The following is a 19,625-nucleotide window of genomic DNA, read 5'->3' on the forward strand; positions in this document are numbered from 1 at the left end:
TCACATTTTGTTGTAAATTTAATATTTAGATATTTTTCTAACGGATGACCGACCAACCTCTTGCTCGCAAGGACGGATATGGATTTGTAAGATAAAACAATAAAAAGCCGCTAAAATAGCGACTTTGACGATTAAAAACCAATTGGGATTCATCATAGAGCGGAGCTTCTTTTGGCAATAATTAAACTTATTGGGGATTTAAACAGACAAAAAGCCGTCATTATGACGGCTCACATGTTTTAACGCATCTATGATAGTTACAGCAATAACAGAAAGCGTGTTAAATACTTCTATGGATCACAGATTTGGTCTCTGCTGCCTCAAAAATGGTCTCAATCAGTACAAGTACTCTGTGAACTTCATCATTCTTAATTGCTATCTCAGATTTCCCTTCAAGAACAGAGGCAAAATTTTCATAAAAGCTTTGCTCTTCCAAGTCCGGCTTTTCTATTCCAAACTTTAGTGTGGACTGTTCGGACGGCGGCGCCATCGTTTTGGTCAATCCCTGCCCCGCTTGAATAGGTTTCGGCTCTATATGTGCAACATCCGGATTTCGAGTGATAATCTCTCCACTCAAATCCCAGTCCCTAATCACTGCAGTACCTTCCGTTCCTTTCAGATACCATCTCGGTAACTTCACATAATTGGTCGTTCCCACTTCAATAAGTGCTGTCAGGCCATCTTTAAACGTTATATAACTCGTAAAACCATCATCCACTTCGGTTCCCAAAATATAACTCAAATTAGCCGAAACACTTTCAATTTGACTATCCGTAATCTGTAGCAGTTGGTCCAGCAAATGCACGCCCCAATCCAGCAGCATACCTCCACCGTAATCCTTCAGCTGGCGCCAATCGCCAGGGATGCCGTTGGCTCCTTGAACCCGGGATTCCAAATGGAATAGCTCCCCAAATGTCTTTTTATCGATGATGTCCTTGGCAGTCCGGAAATCGTCATCCCAGCGACGATTTTGATGGACCGTAAACACTCGTTTCTCCTCGTTCGCTACCTTGACGATATCATTAAAATCCTTGCTGGTTATTGTAACCGGTTTTTCGCAAATTACATGTTTACCAGCCTGCAGAGCTTGAATTGCTATATCTTTGTGAACATCATTAGGGGTAGCAATCAAAACGATATCCACCAGCTCATCTGTTAGAACAGCATCCAGATTTGCGTATGTTTTATAGCCGGCTTCCTTACCCAATTCCATCCGATATTCAACAGTATCGTATACCCCAATTACGGAAATCTGTGATACAGGCTCAATTAACTGGCAATGATAGCTGCCCATCCCCCCAAAGCCAACAATTGCTATATTATAAATTCGGTTATTCATTTTCATCGTCCTTTCCCTTTTTGAATATGCCTACATGTTAGATTTCACACAGCAAACTTTATGTAAAAAAGATGAGTGGCTGCGACCTTGATTTATGCAAGATGTATAGCACCTCAACTTGTTTAATACCCTTATCATACAAGTCTCACAAAAGACTATCTTCCTATTTTCTTGCTGTTTTATTCCCGGATATTGTCATGCGATACTTTAAAGGCGATGTGCCCGTCGCTTCCTTGAAGAAGTGATGAAATGTCTTAACGCTATTGAATCCGGCCTGTTCTGCTATTTCGGTAATCGAATAATTTTCATTGAGCAAAATCCATTTCGCTTTATTAAGTCGATATTCATTTAGAAAAGTTACAAAGGTCATTCCAGTATTTTTCTTAAAAAACTTAGTGAAATAATAAGGGCTGAACCCTATATAGTCAGCTACGTCTTTTAGTATAATTGATTCCTGGTAATGGCTTTCTACATATTCAAAAATTCGTTCCAGCTTTAATAGCATTTCTTTGGTCGGAGTCAGGATATTTTCCGAGATTTGGGGTCGATGTTTCTCATTCCCCCTTGGTACTTCTCTCAGAATAAAAGTCAACATTTCGTAAAGTTTGGCCTTGATCATATATGCATAGCCCTCTTTGCGCTCGTAATCTTCTGTGCTTATGTTTTGAAGAAGAGGAAGAAGCTTGGTTGCCGTTTCACGAGGCCAGTTCCTGCTGGATTGCTCTATTTCAGTAAAAATGTCACGAAGCGACCGATCATCGTAAATTAGTGTTGATACGTCTTGGAACAGACTCAGATCAAATTGAATAACAATTCGCTCACTATCAGGGGACGACAAAAAAAAGTGGACGTCACCGCCATTAATGAATTGGACTTCCCCCTGCTTCAGACGGATTACCTGGTCATTCAATCCCAAATCCAGGCTTCCCTGGGTAACATAAATAATTTCAATTTCTTTATGCCAGTGAGGATAACAGAGCACATCTCCTTGGTGAATAAAGCTTCGAAATGGGAGTCTTTTGTCAAGTTCCGGGATTTCCAGATATAAACTCATGTACGCTAACTGTCCTCCTTATATATGTTGCCTTCAATATATCCTGTAACCGTTCTCATAAAATCCTCATGTGCAAATTCCTTATTTTCATTCTCTGTAGTTCCAATAATAATTCAAAAGGATATGTTTATAAACGTTTTTCTAATAACAATTGTTGTGAGTATTCCTGCGTCATCAATTCGATTTTGAAGGTAACAGTGCAATATAAAATTTAAAAATAAGCCTATCAAAAACCGCAAATCCGATATTCGGATGTGCGGTTTTTTGACATTTTAATTTTCTTGTTCCTTTATCACCTGCTCAATTCCCGACAAAATCAGCTTCAAGCCGAACTCAAACGCTCCATCGCTCCCCATCATCTCAAACAGCCCACCCTTGTGCATTCTTCGGAACAGTCCTGCTTCTGTTTCGCTCATGGAATCCAGAAGCTGTATCATCTCCCCGCCCGGATGCTCTCCCTGGTCCTTAGTCATAACGGAGACCGTGCGCTGATGCTCATAATTATCCAGAACGAAGAAGAAAACATAGTTCACAAGCGTAAGAACGGCTTGCAATTTCTGCTCTTGCTCAAGCGGCGTCGATTCCATGCAGAGAAGCATGCGGTTGGTGAAGCGAATCATGTCCGGCTCATGTGGTAGGGTCTGCATCATAAGCTGCGTGGAGCAGGGATAACGGCGGAGTACACTCCGTATCGATATTGCAAGGCCCTCCATTTGCACCTTCCAGTCCCCGTCGTATTGGAATTCGTTCAGGATCATTTTCGATATCTGGTTGGCCAGATGCTGGTAGAGATGCTGCTTGCTCTTAAAGTACCAGTACAGAGAAGGAGCTTGAATACCCAGACGATCGGCCAATCGTCTCATACTGAATTTCTCAATGCCTTCATCCCCCAGAAGCTCCCAAGAGGCTTCCAAAATCTTATCCTCCGAAATCTGAGGCTGTTGTTTTTTCATCCGTATCCGCCCTTTTATCTAACAGTGTAAGATTATGCTTTACAGGTTCATAAGTTCATGATAACATCTAACACTGTAAGGCACAAACTAACACTGTTAGATTGAAAATTGGAATATCGTTCGAATTCCAAATCATTTCAAAAAATAAATGAAGAAAGTAGTGACTCACACATGGATGCAGAAAACCTCCATTACTTTGAAAAAGCACCGATCGCAAAAGCCGTAGCTCACTTCGCTGTACCGATGATGTTAGGTACGTCGATGAGTGTCATCTATTCTATCCTGAACGCCTATTTCCTTGGTACATTAGGCAATACTGCCATGTTAACCGCACTCGCGCTAACCTTGCCATTATTCGCGGTGATTATGGCGCTCGGCAATTTGATTGGTATGGGTAGCGGTACATTCATCTCCCGTTTGTTAGGTGAAAAAAGATATGATGATCTAAAACATGTTTCCTCATTCGCTTTTTACAGCAGTTTAGTTCTTGGTCTTATCGTAATAGCCATCGGCCTCCCGCTGATCGACCCAATTGTTCATAGCCTGGGAGCAACGCCTGAATCCTTCGGATTTACAAAAGACTATGTCACGATTATGCTTATCGGTTCACCATTCGTCATATTATTCTTCACGCTGGAGAACATCGTGCGCTCGGAGGGTGCAGCAATCACATCCATGGTCGGTATGATTCTAAGTGTGGTTGTAAATATTATTCTTGATGCAATCGTCATCTTCATCTTCCATTGGGGGATAATCGGCGTTGCTTCTGCAACGGTCATTTCTAACTTAGTTGCCAGTATTTTTTACGCATTCCATATGGGATATAAAAGCCAATTCTTAACGGTCTCCGTAAAATGGTTCAAGGCTTCCAAGGAAATTATGAGTAATGTTTTCAAAATCGGAGTTCCTGTCTTTATTATGAGTATCTTCTTGGGTGCAATGTCGCTCATTTTGAACCATTTTCTTGTCGAATACGGAGATCAGGCCATAGCGGGGTACGGAATTTCATCACGTTTGTTGCAATTTCCTGAGTTTATTCTGATGGGCTTATGTGAGGGAGTTGTGCCATTGATTGCCTTCTCTTTTACAGCGAATAAATTACGCATGAAGCATACCATTGGATTCACGATCAAAGCGATTTTGGCGTTAGCTGTTGTGTTCGGGGTTATCGTCTATTTGATTTCCGACCACTTAATTGGTTTATTTACGAATGACCCGCAATTAATTGAAATGGGTAGCTACATTCTACATGTGACGTTCCTATCCTTGTTCATTACAGGAATGACATCGTTGTTTGTGGGGATCTTCCAAGCAACAGCGCAAGGAACCGCAGCATTTGTTATGTCAGTCATTCAAGGAATTACTCTGATTCCTGTACTCTATATCGCCAACCGATTGAATGGCTTCCATGGGGTTGTATGGTCACTCGTCATTGCCGATGTTGTCGCGTTTCTTGTTGGAGCCATCATGCTGTATATTCTTCGTAGCAAATTGCAGCCGGATTTAGAGAATCTAGTGCATTAGAAAACAGTTAATAAGCTTTCCACCTAATCAACGAATTACTAATCAAAATAAGAAAACCGTTCCTCTTGTCTAGGAACGGTTTCTTATTTATGTGTTATTATTCAATTACGCTGCAATCAGCAAGAACTTCTGGTTTATAGCGCATGCTGTCCGATTCTGTGATTGGACGAATGACTCTGCAAGGTACACCCGCTGCAAAAGACCCTTCAGGAATATCTTGGGTCACTACACTTCCAGCGCCAATGACGCATCCGTCGCCAATGGTAACACCGCCGCATACGGTGACGTTGGCCGAAATCCAAACATCATTTCCGATGGTGACAGGTTTAGCATAACAGAGCGACTTAGGTTCCCCATTTTGGTCCAGCATTTGTCGACGTTCTGAAGCAATGAAAGGGTGAACCGGTGTAACAATGGTTACGTTAGGTCCAAAGCTGACGTGATCACCAATGGTAACCTTAGCATCATCCTGGACGGTCAGATTATAGTTCGCAAAAAAATGGTTACCGATTTCTGTGTGAACGCCATAATGAAAGAAAATGGGGCCTTGTATAAAACAACGCTCTCCTTTTCGACCCAGAATCTGCATGAGTAATGCTTCGCGTTCTTCCGTTTGATCTTCAAAAGTACGACTGTATTGACTACTAAGATTGTGTGAGCGAAGCTTAATAGCCTTAAGATCAGGATGGCCGGGGCTAAATAAGATCCCATTAAAAATACGTTCTTCTTCAGTCATGTTATCAACTCCTATTATAAATACTTCGATACATGAATCAACCAAACTCACTTTATACAATACCTTTATAATGAATATTTATAAAGTGTATAAAAAGCATCCTACGAAATCAACTACAAAACAAGTGTATTTATCCACACCATTTCTGTCAATGAATACTCGGAGGCTTTTCGTTCTTCCAACAACGTTTATTTTCCTTACAAACTGATTCCCTTTTCGTTTCGTACTTTGTCCGGTGTTACATCATTTCCATCTGGATCAAGTATGGTAAGCACTGAAAAAGTGTTTAGAACTTGCCCACGAATTTCCCGTAAATAGTCCTCTCGTAATACTTGTTGTTCAACTCGTTCCGCATTGGTCAAACCTTCTTCACGCTCTTTTTTCGCCAATTCATTAATGCGACCTAAATGTTTAATCATCCTTTTCCTCTCCTTCTTTACAATTAATCTTACTGGTAGTCTAGCACCGAAATGCATACATTGCACCTATTTATTAGATAACGCCGGGAAATATGGAACCATTTCCTGCCCTAATTCTTGAATCACCTCTTCAACCGGTCGTGTTCCATATTTCAAGTTGAATGCAAGATGATTCATACCTATTCCCACATCCCCAGAGCTTGGAACATTCAAAGGAATAAGACTCTATCGAAAAATAAATCCGAGCGTAAGTTGGTCTTCTTTAAACATGTTTGTATAGTCCAGATGTGAGTCAAATTTATTCATTTCCTGACCTCCGCAAAAATATCCAATATTCAGTTGCAAAGGCAATGATAAACCATATAACCTTCAGAAAATAGTACGCACAATTTTGTTCTATAGGATAAAATTTGTGATAATGTATACTTTTTTATACCAAACGGGAACTGTCACGTTCGACAGTCCCCGTCTCCTAATTACTGCTTGCCTTGAAGCTCCTCATGCCATTCCTGTTTGAGCTCACTCCAATGTGCTCGTTTTTCCAGTGCAGCCTGGAAATCACTCCAAGCCTGTTCAAATTGTGAGTCATCCTTAGCCATAATCAGCTTGGCTTTGTACTCTTTTCGTACATTATCAAGTTCAGGCAAATATTTCTCCCATAAGCCGCCCGGTTTGGCCTTCACCATATCGTAGTTTTCAGCAACCCGGGTCCCACCCATTTTGCCAATCTTTTCGGTGAATTCGATCGTTTTGAATCTTCCTTTCGGATCAGTAACCCCATAATTCCACCACGGATACCAGTCATTACTATAGGAAGATGTTGCGTAAAGCTCTGGCGTCGTGCTTGCCTTCTTCGCCTGATCTCCAGAGTCATGCAAGGATTTATATTTCTCGTCCGTGTACACCCATTTTCCTAACGGTTTATCCACCCAATCCCAGAACACTCCTGGCGGACCTTCATTCACCACCTGCTGCTGTTCAGGCTTGGGCTGTAGTGTATAATCGAAGAAAGCAAGAATGGAATCGAGATTTTTAGTATTTTTATTGATAAATACGTCATTGGCAGGATAAGGATTGATAATCTGATTAGCGCCAATCTCACTCACGCCATCCACTTTTGGATAGGGAATGACATCATAGTACCATGCCGGATCGGTTGGCCCATCGAGAACCTCCCATAATTGGGCGTCCATATTAAAGAACCCACCTGCATTCATGGCTACACGTCCTGATTTGTTTTTCTCTTTGTATCGCTCCTTCTTGTCTGTAATCGCTTCATGATCCAGAAGCCCTTCCCGGAACATGTTGTTCATCCATTGGTAAGCCGCTTTATATTGTGGATTGTCATAGATAAACTGATAGTCATTACCTTGCTTCTCTACTGGAATGACGCCGCCCGCTGTGCTGACCGTAACGCCAAATGTACTCAGGATGACATTTTCATCGCTTGCGTCAGAGAGAAAACTAAGGGGAATCAACGGTTTCCCGTTTGCATCTTTCTGCTTAGCCGACAATCTCAAATACTTCTCTATACCATCCAACGATTTCAGATCATCCATCGTCATGCCGGTTTTCTCCAGTACATCTGTACGGACAAACCAGCCATAGGAAGCCCAACCAGGCCAAGGATCATCGGGATTTTGATCAAACCATGTCGGAATGGAATAGATATGTCCGTCCGAAGCTTTCATCTGATCCAGATAGATTTTCGGAATGGAGGCCAATCCAGGATATTTATCCGGCATATCAAAGTATTGCTCCAGCGGAAGAACGCTGCCCGAACGCGTCATCGCAGTGGTCACGACATCACTACGTGAGAACAGAGCTGCATCATCAAAACCACCAGTATTCAATTTCAGGTTCAGCTCGGTCATTACATCGCCCTGCGTAGCCTCCAGCCGAACGTCTATGCCCGGCTCCTTTTCTTTCCAATACATTTGGACCATGCTTTGGTTATTAATTGTTGCATTCCACCCCAGCCATAGCTTAAAGGAATTTGCAGAACTGCTGCCGCTCTCCGTACTGCTGCTTGAGCATGCTGTTATCCCAAACATCAGTAGAGCCAAGGATAATAGCGCCAGCTTTCTTCCCTTTTGTTGACGTAAACTCATCACATGTGTCCCCCTCGGTTATTTTGAATTTGTATAGGATTAGAAACCCCGTTCTGTTACTTCATTTTTCATTGGGTTATCCTTTTACTGAGCCGATAAGCACACCTTTTACAAAATACTTTTGCAGGAATGGGTACACACACAGGATTGGAAGCGCACTTACCATGACTGTCGCCATTTTGATGGACATGAGTGTAACGTTAGAGAGCATAGTGCCCCGGGCAAGCGCTTCCTGATTATTGTTGGATCCGAGGACAGTCGAGATATCCTGGGCAGACAGCAGTTGTTGCAAAAACGTTTGAACCGGTATCAGATTCTGATCTGAAACATAAAATGCGCCAGAAAACCAGTCATTCCAGTGCCCTACTGCAGTAAAAAGGCCAATGGCTGCAAGCATGGGTTTCGAAAGCGGCATAATAATAACGAAGAGAATGCGGACCGGATTGGCGCCATCAATCTCAGCCGATTCGATCAGTGCTTCCGGAATTCCCTGGATGAATTTCATCATCACAAACATATTCCACGCCGAGAAAGCGGACGGAATGATATACACCCAGAATGAGTTTAATAATGACAAGTGATTAAGCTGGATATACAAAGGGATTAATCCGCCACTAAAGAGCATCGTAATCAGCACGTATCCCAGGAGGGATTTCCTGAAAGGAAGCTGCCGATAGGACAAGCCATAAGCCGCCAGAAGTGTGATGAGTAAGCCGACAAAAGTGCCTACGATTGTTCGGGATATCGTAATTAAGTAGGCATGTTGAATAACCGAATTTCCAAGCACAACTTCGTAATTGTACAGAGTAAACTCCCTAGGCCACAGATAGACACCGCCTTTTGCGGCATCGCTGCCAACGTTTAAGGAAACGGCGAGCATATACGTGAATGGATAGATGACCGAGATACAGAGAAGTGCCAATAGAAACACAATAATTGTCTGGCCCACCCGTTCCCTTATAGAAGTTCTCATATTACCAAAGCCCCTCTCCGTTGAACTTTCGCGCCATCTGATTGGTACATAGTACCAACACCAGACTGATGACTGATGAAAGGAGACCCACTGCAGTGGCCATTCCAAAATAACCTTGCTGCAAGCCATTGCGTAAAATATATGTGTCTAGCACATCCGCGACTGGCTGATTAGCCGGATTCATCAGAGGATAGATTTGATCCATGCCTACTGCAATCAATCCAGGCATACTGAGAATCAACACGATGGAGATGGTCGGCATGATACCCGGCAGGGTAATGTTGCGAATTTGTGCGAGCCGTCCTGCTCCTTCCACCCTAGCGGCTTCATAGAGCTGCGGGTCAATCGTTGTAATTGCCGCCAAATACAAGATTGTATTCCAGCCTACCTCCTTCCATAGACCGCTCACTACGATCATGGGCCGGAACCACTCCGTGGATCCCAAGAAAAAGACTGAATCTCCTCCGAACTTCTCTATCAACTGATTGACCAATCCGCCGTCCAACGTCAGCAGGGATTGCAGAATGTAAGCCACCACGATCCACGAAAAGAAATGCGGAAGATAACTAACGGATTGAACAAACCGCTTGTATTTGTTATTTTTCACCTCATTGATGAGCAGTGCCAAAATAATAGGAGCTGGAAATCCGAACACAAACTTGAGAATCGCAATGTAAATAGTATTCTTCACCACAATCCAGAACTGTTCATCTTGCAAGAATGAGAAGTTTTCCATACCAACCCATTCACTACTCCACATCGTGCTGCCGATGTGAAAATCCTTGAATGCCACCTGGATGCCCACCATCGGAATGTAGCTGAAGAGAAGCAGCAGGATCGCACCAGGTAGAATCATTACATATTGCCAACGGTATTTTGCCAGTCGTTCAATCATTTAACCACCTCTGCCATCAGTATAGAGATCAATTAAAAGCGGTAACATACAACAACGATCGGATTTCTATCGATTGGATTGGCAAGATCAGAAAAGGCGAAGTAACAACTTACAAATCAAATACGCTGCGTACAATTAGCTGTGATTGCAGTTCTTCAAGGGATGCTGGTTTGTTGAGATCATCTTTCTTCAGAGAAACGGTCTTTCTCTCACCTGCTGACAAATCAAAATAATTGTTACTGAAAATACCGTCTAATTCACTGAAATCCAGTTCCACAAACCGTGCAAAGGCTTTCGAATTAATCGTAATAACAAAACGATCCTCTTCTTCTATCATCGTGGTCTCAATTGCAGGATCAATAAAACCAAAATGCTTTGGCTTCACAAATAACACCGTACCTTCGCTGACAACTTCACTATCCACCACAAAGGAAAACTGTAAATACGTATTCCGTTTCTTAGCAGTTGTATCGAGCATCTCAGTGAAATCAAGCTGTTCGAACAATGAGGTTGATAACGCTTTCAATTCGATTACTTTTGAAGAAGCTACGATTTTATTGGATTGCGAATCCATGAGCCTCCATTTCAATTCTCCTTGTACAGCACTCCTACTCTCATTCGATACGTGAAGGTCTACCTTCGAACCATCTTCCCGAGCCGATACAAGAACAGGCGCGAAAAAACGTTTGGCTGCATAATGCAATGCTTTCCAGCGACCAAAGTAATCGATACTGGACCAGGAAGCAACAGGCCAGCAATCATTTAACTGCCAGTACAGTGCACCCATACAGCGACCACGATGTCTGCGCCAGTGCTCTACCCCACATGAGATACCTTCAGCCTGAATGAGCTGTGAAGCGTATAACAGAGAATTGAAATCTTTTGGCAAGCGATATGTCTCCCCGATGTAATACAGAATTTTCTCATTGCCCGTACCATTCTTCTGATGAGATTCCATGACCGGAGAGAAGATATTGCGATCTTCCGGCAATGTAAATGTCTCAATGGTCTTGTGATTCGGAAAGGATTGCAATCCGAATTCGGACATGTAGCGCGGGTACAATGTGCGAAATTCGGTAAAAGGTTTCTTGCCATGCCATACATCCCAGTAATGCATGTCTCCGTAATTTTCATCGTTTGGATTGTCAAAGCTGCCTTTTGATGAAGGTGAGGCTAACCAGTAGAACGTGTTTGGATCATATTCCTTCGCTATAGCCGGAAGTAATACCTCGTATTGCTTAATATAGTCTGCTTGTAACTGTAAGGATGTTTTCTTCGCCCAGTCCCACTCAACCCAAGCCATCTCCTGCTCATTGTTTCCACACCAGATTCCCAATGAGGCATGATGACGCAAGCGTTTCATGTTATCGATGGTCTCTTTTGTAATTGATTGCTTGAATTCCTCAGTCAGTTCATATACACCGCAGGCATACATCAAGTCCTGCCATACAATCAAGCCGTATTCGTCGCACAAATCATAAAAGTAATTCTCCGGATAATGTCCGCCACCCCAGACACGAATTGTATTGAAATGGGCTTGCGCACAGCTCTTGATCAATCGTTCTGTCCGACCTGGGTTACAGCGCGGCAAAATGTTATCTTCCGGAATATAGTCAGCACCCATAGAGAAAAAGGATATACCGTTCACTTCGAATTCGAAGGACTCGCCCCACTGATCCTGCTCTTGTTTAACAGTTAATGTTCTCAGTCCAATGCGCTTAGCATCACGATCCAGTTCCACGCCTTGTTCCATAAGCGTAACGCTCAGCTGATACAATGGCTGTTTGCCTAGACCATTCGGCCACCATAACTCGGGATGGTCCACTTCGATCAAGATATGATGATCCGCATCATTCACGACAGATGTGCATCCTTTCAATGTCTCCCCGGAAGGAGTATCCAATGTGACCGTGATCTCCCGCTTTTCTTCGACCCAACCAGATGCCCTTACGCGAACATCTAATGTCACTTTGCCTTCGCTATGCATCTGTGTAATGTAGAGATCTTCCAAATGGGCATGATTATAGCCTTGAATGGAGATATTCCGCCAGATTCCCAAATCAGGTAATTGTGGCCCCCAATCCCAACCGAACATGGAGTGTGCTTTACGCAAATGGGAGATTCCTTCCACTGCATCACTGCAGTTAATCAACGGGCGCTCGGCTTGTTTACGCAGTACATACTCCACAGGGGAACGCAGAATAATGTGTATGGTATTTTCACCTTGTTTGATAAAGGAGGTAATATCGATTTCATAAGTACTGTGCATATTGCTTACATTCGCGATATTCATTCCATTCAGAAACAATTCGCCAATCGTATCCACCCCTTCACATAACAGGATGATCTGGTCGTGTTTAAGATCCGCTTCGCTCACTTCAAAAGAGTGTTTGTATTCATAATCATAATTGCACAGTTCAAGTGCCGCTTGCTCATGCTCGCGGTAGTAAGGGTCTTCCATTTGTCCAGCTTGAAGCAAATCATTAAAGACCGAGCCTGGAACCGTCGCCCGAATCCATTCGGCATGGTCCACTCTCTTCATTTGCCAGCTGCCATTGAGATCGATAAGCAACATTAGTGATACCTCCTGATGTCTTTGTAATCTATTTCATTCTATCAAGAGGCCTCCATACTTTCTTATGTTGTGTTCACGGATTTCGTGTGCTATTTTGACATTAACAATAATTGGAGAGGTTCGAGCCATGATCAAATACACAGCGTCTACTCACATCCATCCCGACCTGCTCGTAGATCCATTCTGGGTCGATTCCTTATCGAAAGTATCACCTGAGCATACCCATGACTTTTACGAATTCTTCATTCTAAGTGAAGGGCAGTGCCAACATATCGTCAATGGAAGAACCCAGCATTTAAGGCCGGGCTGCCTTGTCTTTATTCGACCGGACGATATTCACCGTTATGAGCCGGAAGGCACTCAGGACTGCCGTTTTCTGAATAGCCCTTGTCGATCCGCAGTAATAGAAGAAGCTTTGGCCTACTTGAATGAACAGAAGTATGCACAAGGGCTCTTGCAGGCTCCCGTTCCCCAGATTGCCATGTTATCTCAGTTAGAAATGACAGAGATGGTTCGCAGCTTTGAACGGATTATGATGCTCTCCACAGTGGATAAGAAGAAAGCTCGCGTATACGCAAAAGGGCTGATTATTCAAATTTTTACGCAGCATTTCTTTGAGTTGGATACCATTGAACAACCCATTCTCCCGCTGTGGCTTGAGCATGCGATTTCCAAAATGCAACTGAAAGAGAACATGAATCGTGGTCTTCATGCCCTCTATGAATTGTCAGGTCGAAGCGTCGGTCACGTGAACCGTGCCTTCCGTCAATATCTGAATCAGACACCAACAGAGTATATTAATCAGCTTCGGCTGAATGTAGCCAAGAACTTGCTGCTCACGACTGAGCTTCGCGTGCTTGAGATTGCACTGGAAGCGGGATTTGAGAACGTCAGCCACTTCTACCATCAGTTCAAAAAATACTATAATCAAGCTCCGCTAGATTTCCGTAAAAACGCGACAATGAATAAGGAATCGCTGCTGCCATAAGGAATTCAAAGCACCCATATTGTGATATCTGCAGCATGCCATCCATCATATCCGAATCCAAAGTTTAAAAAAGCTCTCCCTATAGTGCAGGGAGAGCGGAGTAAACACAAAGCAAAATAAGCGGAGCATTGATATTGGCTATTGGCGACACGAACCCCTTCGAGCATTCCCTCTATTTCTCTCACTTCGAGGTTAGGTGCAACTTAGAAGGATATAGTTGCCGTCCTTTTCTTCAGATATGTTGAGCCGCAGGGAAGCCGAACGAGATTACAGCTCCTCCTTCCTTACGGTTGGTGGCCTGAATCAGCCCGCCGCACCGTTCCACAATGGCCCTGGCAATCGCCAGACCCAATCCGGACTCACCGTCTTTTCCTTTGACAAAACGGTGGAATAAGGTGGGCAACAGCTCCTGCGGAAAGCCGGGACCGTCATCTGAGACGGATAGCGCGATCTTTCCTTTTTCCAAGTTTGCAGTGATGTGAATTTCTTCTATAGCGTATCTTGCAGCGTTCGTCACGACGTTGAGCAGTGCCTGCAGCAGTTTATCCTGATCAGCCATGACGAACAGCTCCTTATTCTCCGGGCAGGCGATATGGAGTGTTAGTCCTTTCTTTACAAGCAGCGGATTGACACGTTCTGACGTTTCCTTCAACAATTCGCTCAGACTGACTTTGGAAGGTTTGAAGATATCCTCTTCGCTATCCAGCTTCGCAAGCAGCGTCATTTCGGTGACAATCTTTCCCAATCTGCCACTCTCCCCCAGGATCACGTCCAGTCCTTTACGGACATTCTCACCTTCAAAGATTCCATCTCGAATACCCTCCGCATAGCCTGCAATGGACATCAGAGGGGTCTTCAGCTCATGAGAAGCATTCTGGAAAAACTGCTTCTGCACCTCATTGAACCTGTTCAGTTCACCAGCCATCTCGTATACCGTCTGTGCTACAGCTCCAATCTCACCGCCAGCCTTGACCAGCTGAACATCCGTGAAATGACGTTGTTTGACCTTCTTAAGTTCCTGCTTCAGATTCATCAATGGCTGAATCAGCCTTTTGGTAATAAACAAACTGAGCAGGAACATAATGGCCCCAACAATACAGATCACCAGGATGAGACGACCCAGAAGCGCCTGTTCGATAGCTTTAATCTTGCTCATAGGAGTCAACAGAGTCAGGGTTCCTTGGGGGATGGGACTGACATCCATCACATAACGTCCATCCGTTCCCTTCCACAGGTCCTTGATGCTGGACGAAGTGACCGCTGTGTATTTCGACAAGTTTGCTGGTACGGCTTCAGTCAAGGTGTTACTGCTCGCCATTCCGGTTGTACCACTTACAGACAAAGTCCCCGACAGCACATTTCCGTTAAAATCAGTGACAAAGGCTTCAACATCCGCAGGAATGAGTGTTGAAGGAGCACTCATAGCCTCTCCCGTTACCAACTGGACGGACTGCATTCCCGTAATGTTTGAATTAGGCATCGTGACAGCAGTTCCAGTGGTAAGTACAGGACTCATTGTGAGATCTCCCGTTTTCGTTATAGAAGCAGACATCGCCGCACTTAACGTCTTGAGATCATTTTTCTCTGTCCCAATGAAATGATCCAGCAGCACGTAATGAAGTAAAACGGCCGTGACGGAGAGAATTAGAACCAGTGACAATCCGAACGCAAGGTTAATTTGATGAACAAGTTTCATATTAAACTTCACTCCGATCTGTACGCATACGATACCCGTGTCCCCATACCGACTCGACGGGAAGTTCCTCAATCTTTTTGCGAATCCGCTTAATTAAATGATCCACGGCACGGTCACTGCCAAAATAGTCTTCTCCCCAGACAAAACTGAGCAGCTCGTCCCTCGTAAACGCACGATTTGGATGTTCAGCCAGTACCTTGAGCATGGTGAACTCTTTGCTGGTCAGGTCCACTTCTTCCCCTCGCCATAACGCCCGCCTCTCTTCCAACATTAATTGAAGCTCCCCCATATCGATTCGTGGCGTCGCCGCTTCGCTTACAACAGCTCTTTCTTCCGCACCGGTAAGTCTAATCCAACGTTCCAGCTGCCGCTTGATGCGGGCTACCAGCTCACGGGGGCTGAAAGGCTTCACCAGATAATCGTCACTGCCCAGTTCAAGACCAAGTATTTTGTCCACCTCATTATCTTTCGCCGAGATCATAATAATAGGTACCTCTCCTTCATTACGGATGCGTTTGCACAATTCATAGCCGTCCATTCCGGGCAGCATAATGTCCATCACCCACATGCTCGGCGGACTTATTCTATATAAAGACCAGGCATCCTCGGCATTAGCAAGGCCTATTGTTCGATAGTTCTCTTTGTGCAAATAAGCTTGAATCAGTGTGCGTATATTCTCGTCATCGTCTACAACCGCGATGAGGTAATCGTTATTCATGAACGGGGCCTCCTGTACTTTTCTCTATAGTGAGTATACCAAAGGTATATATATGGAAAGAGCTTTGCCATTGTTTTTCCACAATTACACCAATATTGTGCCACACTCCTTCGGTAAATTGATAACTGTAAGACAAACCAAACCATAAGGAGTGTTACGAAATGAACTACAGTTTCAAATTCAGAAATGTTGCCCTGTCCGCCCTACTGCTCACTGCGATCTCCGCACCGATTGTCGCGAATGCCGACAGCGCCGCTAACACAAATGCTGTTACAAATGGAACTGCTACCTTGCAAGAAGCGAAATCCGCCATTGCGACCTTTACATTGGCTAATCCAGTGGAGCAGGCCAAAAAGTACGCGCCAGAAACAGTAAGCGAATGGGAAAAAACGCTGGCCCGTTACAATAAACTGCTTTCACAAAACTATACATCCCGAGTAATGGCCACTTTGGTTGCTGTTGACGTAGACTCTGATGAATGGAAGAAATTTTCCGAGAACGCCAAACCAGGTGAGATCAAAGAAATGCAGGCCTTAAAGCTTGAGGAAGGCAAACTTACGTCAGTTGAGAGTGTAAAAGCCGAAAAATTACCTAATTCCGAAAATAAGAACACCTTGTCTTTCTCCATTACCACAAGCAGTTCAGATCTGAAAGGATTAGTTGAGAATGCAGAATCTGGAGTGCCAATTGCCGTCAGCCCGCTGAATCTTGACGAAAAATCAACCGGAACAACAAGCGCGGTTATAGCAAATGCTGAAAGTCTTCAATTTAGCGGTACTACAGCTGCCAGTGCATTCTTCTTAGCACAAAGCAATTTGAATAATGCCGTAACAGCTAAGGACGAAGCTGCAATCAAGACTTCCCTTGCCGACCTTCTCAAGCAATACAAAGCACAAATTGCTGAACTAGAGGCAGCTCAAGAGTAGGCTTAAATACATTTCAGCTTTAACTACATCATTAAGCCAAGACGTAATCCTTACCCGAACTAAATGACCGGACGCCAACAACCAGCAAGCCTCCATATGGAAGCCTGCTGGTTGTTGGTTTATCGGCTATAAGCTATTTCTGTTATTGTTACCCACTGCCTACCCTGATCTTCAATGAGTCAGGGCTTTTGCCGTTATGTTTATTTTTCATTAACACGGGTAACCACAAATGGCTCGTTCAACGCATGCAGGGCTGCGGCCATATCTTCAACCGAAAGGCTGCCGCCAGCCGAAATATGATATTGAAACTCATAGAAGCCGCCCAAGGTCGCTTTGAAATTCGTCTCCCAATAATTCGTCATCAGCCAGGCATAGGCTTCCGGTTGAGCGTCAGGCGCTTGCTGGGTGTGGACCTTTCTGGTCCCGTAATCCAGCGTTCCCCATTGCACGAGAGGTGTGTCCGGGACGGCAAGCAGCAGGCTGCGGTCATTATCCTGCCAGGCAATGCCCGACTGTACAGCGGAATAGTCCAGGCAAGTTCCCGGAATCTGATCCTTCCAGGGGCGAACGAGGCCTCCTGGCTTGTCGGCAAACAGGGTAACTGGCCCAGTGCCTCCCGGGGTGAACGGTAGAGCCAGATAAACGTTCTCCGGATTCCAGATGCTCTCTTTATGGAACCGCGCCGAAATATCCATCCGGTTTTGACGGGTATAAACCCGCAAGTGCAGTGAAAAATAGGCGATGCCCTTGAGCTGATAACCAAGCTCAACGGTAGCATACAGCGGTCCATTATCCACCGCGCGCACAGAGATGAGCTGACCAGCCGAACGCTCCACGTTAAGGCCTTTACGGTTGCGTCCCATTTTGGAACGGACACTCCAAACCTGAGAAGCATCCGCAGGGTTCGCTGGATTTGTCACCTCATAGATGGGTGTAAACGCCCCATACAGATCATCCGCTTTCAGCAGTTCGCGTCCTGTCTCCTTATCGATCCACGAGACAATGCCGCGCTCTTTCGACCAAGTCAAGCGTACAAAAGGTGACTCCAGCCCCGTTTCGCAAACGGAGACCTGCGCTTGCTGTCCGCCTGTGATTAAGGAATACATATCCTCCATATCGTACACCTGGTCAGCGCCGATCAGCTTCGAATTGGAGGTTGACGTTAAGGAAGAAAGACTCTTCTGCGCTGCCAGAATTGGGCGCAGCATCAGTATGCAGCTCTCCATACCCTGGAGCTTAAGCTCCGCAATAATCGTCTGTGGGTGGCTTGACTGCTGGATCAGCACCTGTCCCGTGTCCTCCCGGATTGCTTCTACTCCGTTCAATAGCTCATCCGGTTCCCATCCTTCAAGCTTCAACTCAACCAACTCGGTTACCTCCCGCTCCGAGAGATTCGTGACCTTAAAGCGATAAGGACGCCCCGGGTACAAGGTGGCGGCATTATCGGCAAGCAGCACCTGATCTAGCGCGCGGTAAGCAAGCCTGCTTGCCTCTGCGGCGTTAGCTGTCTTGCGAACCTCAAGCATCTGCACATTTTTGTGCCAAGGTTCATACACAGAAGAATGATAACCCCAAGTATGTTCGGCATAAAGAGTAAGCGCCTGCTCTACAGCCTCGATTTCCTGGAGACTAACACTCTTCTGTTCAGGGTCGAGCTTTTCCACCTTGCGAAGCGTCCGCTGTGCGTCACGGTAAATCTGAGTGTGCATCGGTGTGGAGCTTACACCGTCCGACCACCAGTCTGGCCAATCGCCTTTATGCACAGGCAGACCGTCCGTCCCTTCCTCCTTCAAGCGGGCAAAAAAGCCGCTCAACGTGCTCATCTCCACGGAAATTCCCTCGCCGTTTTGACGGTTCCATGTATCAATCCATTCCATGATTGCGCTATTGGGCGATCCGTTGTCTGTGGGCAATCCGGACAGCATCATCGGCACGAAGTCATATGGATACTGTTCCGCCTCAAGCTGGGCCAAGTACCGGTGGATGCGAATATTGGCGATTTGATCATGAATGTTCGCCGGTTCCACAAGTCTGTGCCCGAATTCATCACGAATCATGTATTTGCCAAGCGCACCAGGGCAGAAGCCAAGCTCGTTGCCAAGCATGTAGTGGTCTCCATTCCAGACCAGCAGGCGTTCCCCACTTGGGGCTTCCCACCAGAAAGGAGACTGCTTGCGGCCCAGCGCATACATGCCGTGATGGGTATGTATACAGCTGAATAAATGTCGGATTCCGTTATCCAGCAGGCTGTCGGCATATCCCCAGCTGTAGCCGTTGATATCCGCCGTCATCGCACTGTCTATTGGGTGACCGATAGATTCGGCATAGGTCTGAGCTTTGCTGTGTATTTTGTTCAGCAACTGTAGGTCGGGCAGCTCGGTCATATTCAAATACGTGCCGGAGAGCTCGATATCGCCGCGCCGCACGGCATCGGCAAATGCAACTTTTTCCTCGTCTCGAGCCTGCTTCAAGAATTGCTCCACAGCCCAGAAGGTCTCACATGTCCAGCGGAACCCTTTCCACTCGGGGTTTACACCGTCATGAGCATCATTAACAATACGCAGTGCCTGACGGATAAAATCGATATGATATTGTTCAATCTTCTCCTGCCGGTCGGTATAACCAATGTCAGTATGGGAATGGTGAATGACATATATTTTCCATTTCCGTTCAAGTGTCGGGATGGCGGCCTGTTTGATTTGTTGTTCGAGTGTCATC

General features: G+C 45.0%; 15 protein-coding genes and 1 pseudogene. 3 read left to right on the top strand and 13 right to left on the bottom strand.

Features of this window, described 5'->3' with window-relative positions; translation table 11 throughout:
- Positions 1–280: 280 nt before the first annotated feature.
- From DC345_RS18740 to DC345_RS18750, 3 genes are all read right to left on the bottom strand, one after another.
- Entirely contained in the window at positions 281–1,345 is a 1,065-nt protein-coding gene (locus tag DC345_RS18740) for a Gfo/Idh/MocA family protein (RefSeq protein ID WP_113054354.1), read from the bottom strand.
- Positions 1,346–1,502: 157 nt separating this feature from the next.
- The gene (locus DC345_RS18745; protein ID WP_113054355.1) at positions 1,503–2,393 is read right to left on the bottom strand and encodes an AraC family transcriptional regulator; all 891 of its coding nucleotides are present in this window, start codon (positions 2,391–2,393) and stop codon (positions 1,503–1,505) included.
- 272 nt (positions 2,394–2,665) lie between these two features.
- The gene (locus DC345_RS18750) at positions 2,666–3,346 is read right to left on the bottom strand and encodes a TetR/AcrR family transcriptional regulator (protein ID WP_113054356.1); all 681 of its coding nucleotides are present in this window, start codon (positions 3,344–3,346) and stop codon (positions 2,666–2,668) included.
- A gap of 171 nt (positions 3,347–3,517) precedes the next feature.
- On the opposite strand from DC345_RS18750, the gene DC345_RS18755 reads away from it, so the two are divergent.
- Positions 3,518–4,870 carry an MATE family efflux transporter gene (locus tag DC345_RS18755; RefSeq protein ID WP_113054357.1) on the top strand — a complete coding sequence of 451 codons (1,353 nt, stop codon included), beginning with the start codon at positions 3,518–3,520 and terminating at the stop codon, positions 4,868–4,870.
- 97 nt (positions 4,871–4,967) lie between these two features.
- Here the strand turns inward: DC345_RS18755 and DC345_RS18760 are convergent, their stop codons facing one another.
- The 7 genes and pseudogenes from DC345_RS18760 to DC345_RS18790 form a co-directional block, all read right to left on the bottom strand.
- Positions 4,968–5,606 (bottom strand): sugar O-acetyltransferase, encoded by a 639-nt coding sequence (locus DC345_RS18760; protein WP_063562689.1) that lies wholly within the window; start codon positions 5,604–5,606, stop codon positions 4,968–4,970.
- A 197-nt stretch (positions 5,607–5,803) separates the two neighbouring features.
- Entirely contained in the window at positions 5,804–6,025 is a 222-nt protein-coding gene (locus tag DC345_RS18765) for a DUF896 domain-containing protein (protein ID WP_076289250.1), read from the bottom strand.
- Positions 6,026–6,091: 66 nt separating this feature from the next.
- A pseudogene (locus DC345_RS32235) lies at positions 6,092–6,208 on the bottom strand (LLM class flavin-dependent oxidoreductase); the annotation flags it as partial.
- Positions 6,209–6,501: 293 nt separating this feature from the next.
- The gene (locus DC345_RS18775) at positions 6,502–8,136 is read right to left on the bottom strand and encodes a type 2 periplasmic-binding domain-containing protein (RefSeq protein WP_113054358.1); all 1,635 of its coding nucleotides are present in this window, start codon (positions 8,134–8,136) and stop codon (positions 6,502–6,504) included.
- A gap of 76 nt (positions 8,137–8,212) precedes the next feature.
- Positions 8,213–9,109 carry a carbohydrate ABC transporter permease gene (locus DC345_RS18780; protein WP_113054359.1) on the bottom strand — a complete coding sequence of 299 codons (897 nt, stop codon included), beginning with the start codon at positions 9,107–9,109 and terminating at the stop codon, positions 8,213–8,215.
- 1 nt (position 9,110) lies between these two features.
- Positions 9,111–10,004, bottom strand: a complete 894-nt coding sequence (locus DC345_RS18785) for an ABC transporter permease (RefSeq protein WP_113054360.1) — start codon at positions 10,002–10,004, stop codon at positions 9,111–9,113.
- A 109-nt stretch (positions 10,005–10,113) separates the two neighbouring features.
- Complete coding sequence (locus tag DC345_RS18790) at positions 10,114–12,579, bottom strand: beta-mannosidase (protein ID WP_113054361.1); 2,466 nt, start codon at positions 12,577–12,579, stop codon at positions 10,114–10,116.
- A 127-nt stretch (positions 12,580–12,706) separates the two neighbouring features.
- Here DC345_RS18790 and DC345_RS18795 point away from each other — a divergent pair, with 127 nt between their 5' ends.
- A complete protein-coding gene (locus DC345_RS18795) occupies positions 12,707–13,567 on the top strand; it encodes an AraC family transcriptional regulator (RefSeq protein ID WP_181586642.1) in 861 nt (286 codons plus the stop codon).
- A 232-nt stretch (positions 13,568–13,799) separates the two neighbouring features.
- Here the strand turns inward: DC345_RS18795 and DC345_RS18800 are convergent, their stop codons facing one another.
- Positions 13,800–15,263, bottom strand: a complete 1,464-nt coding sequence (locus DC345_RS18800; RefSeq protein ID WP_113054363.1) for a sensor histidine kinase — start codon at positions 15,261–15,263, stop codon at positions 13,800–13,802.
- Between the two features lies 1 nt (position 15,264).
- Positions 15,265–15,981 carry a response regulator transcription factor gene (locus tag DC345_RS18805; RefSeq protein ID WP_113054364.1) on the bottom strand — a complete coding sequence of 239 codons (717 nt, stop codon included), beginning with the start codon at positions 15,979–15,981 and terminating at the stop codon, positions 15,265–15,267.
- Positions 15,982–16,142: 161 nt separating this feature from the next.
- On the opposite strand from DC345_RS18805, the gene DC345_RS18810 reads away from it, so the two are divergent.
- Positions 16,143–16,907, top strand: coding sequence for a hypothetical protein (locus tag DC345_RS18810; RefSeq protein ID WP_113054365.1), 765 nt, complete (start codon positions 16,143–16,145; stop codon positions 16,905–16,907).
- Between the two features lie 200 nt (positions 16,908–17,107).
- Here the strand turns inward: DC345_RS18810 and DC345_RS18815 are convergent, their stop codons facing one another.
- On the bottom strand, positions 17,108–19,624 hold the full coding sequence (locus tag DC345_RS18815; RefSeq protein ID WP_113054366.1) for a glycoside hydrolase family 38 N-terminal domain-containing protein: 2,517 nt from the start codon (positions 19,622–19,624) through the stop codon (positions 17,108–17,110).
- Between the last annotated feature and the right edge of the window lies 1 nt (position 19,625).

It is taken from the genome of Paenibacillus taichungensis (genome assembly GCF_003287275.1).
In the GTDB taxonomy this organism is placed as follows: domain Bacteria; phylum Bacillota; class Bacilli; order Paenibacillales; family Paenibacillaceae; genus Paenibacillus; species Paenibacillus taichungensis_A.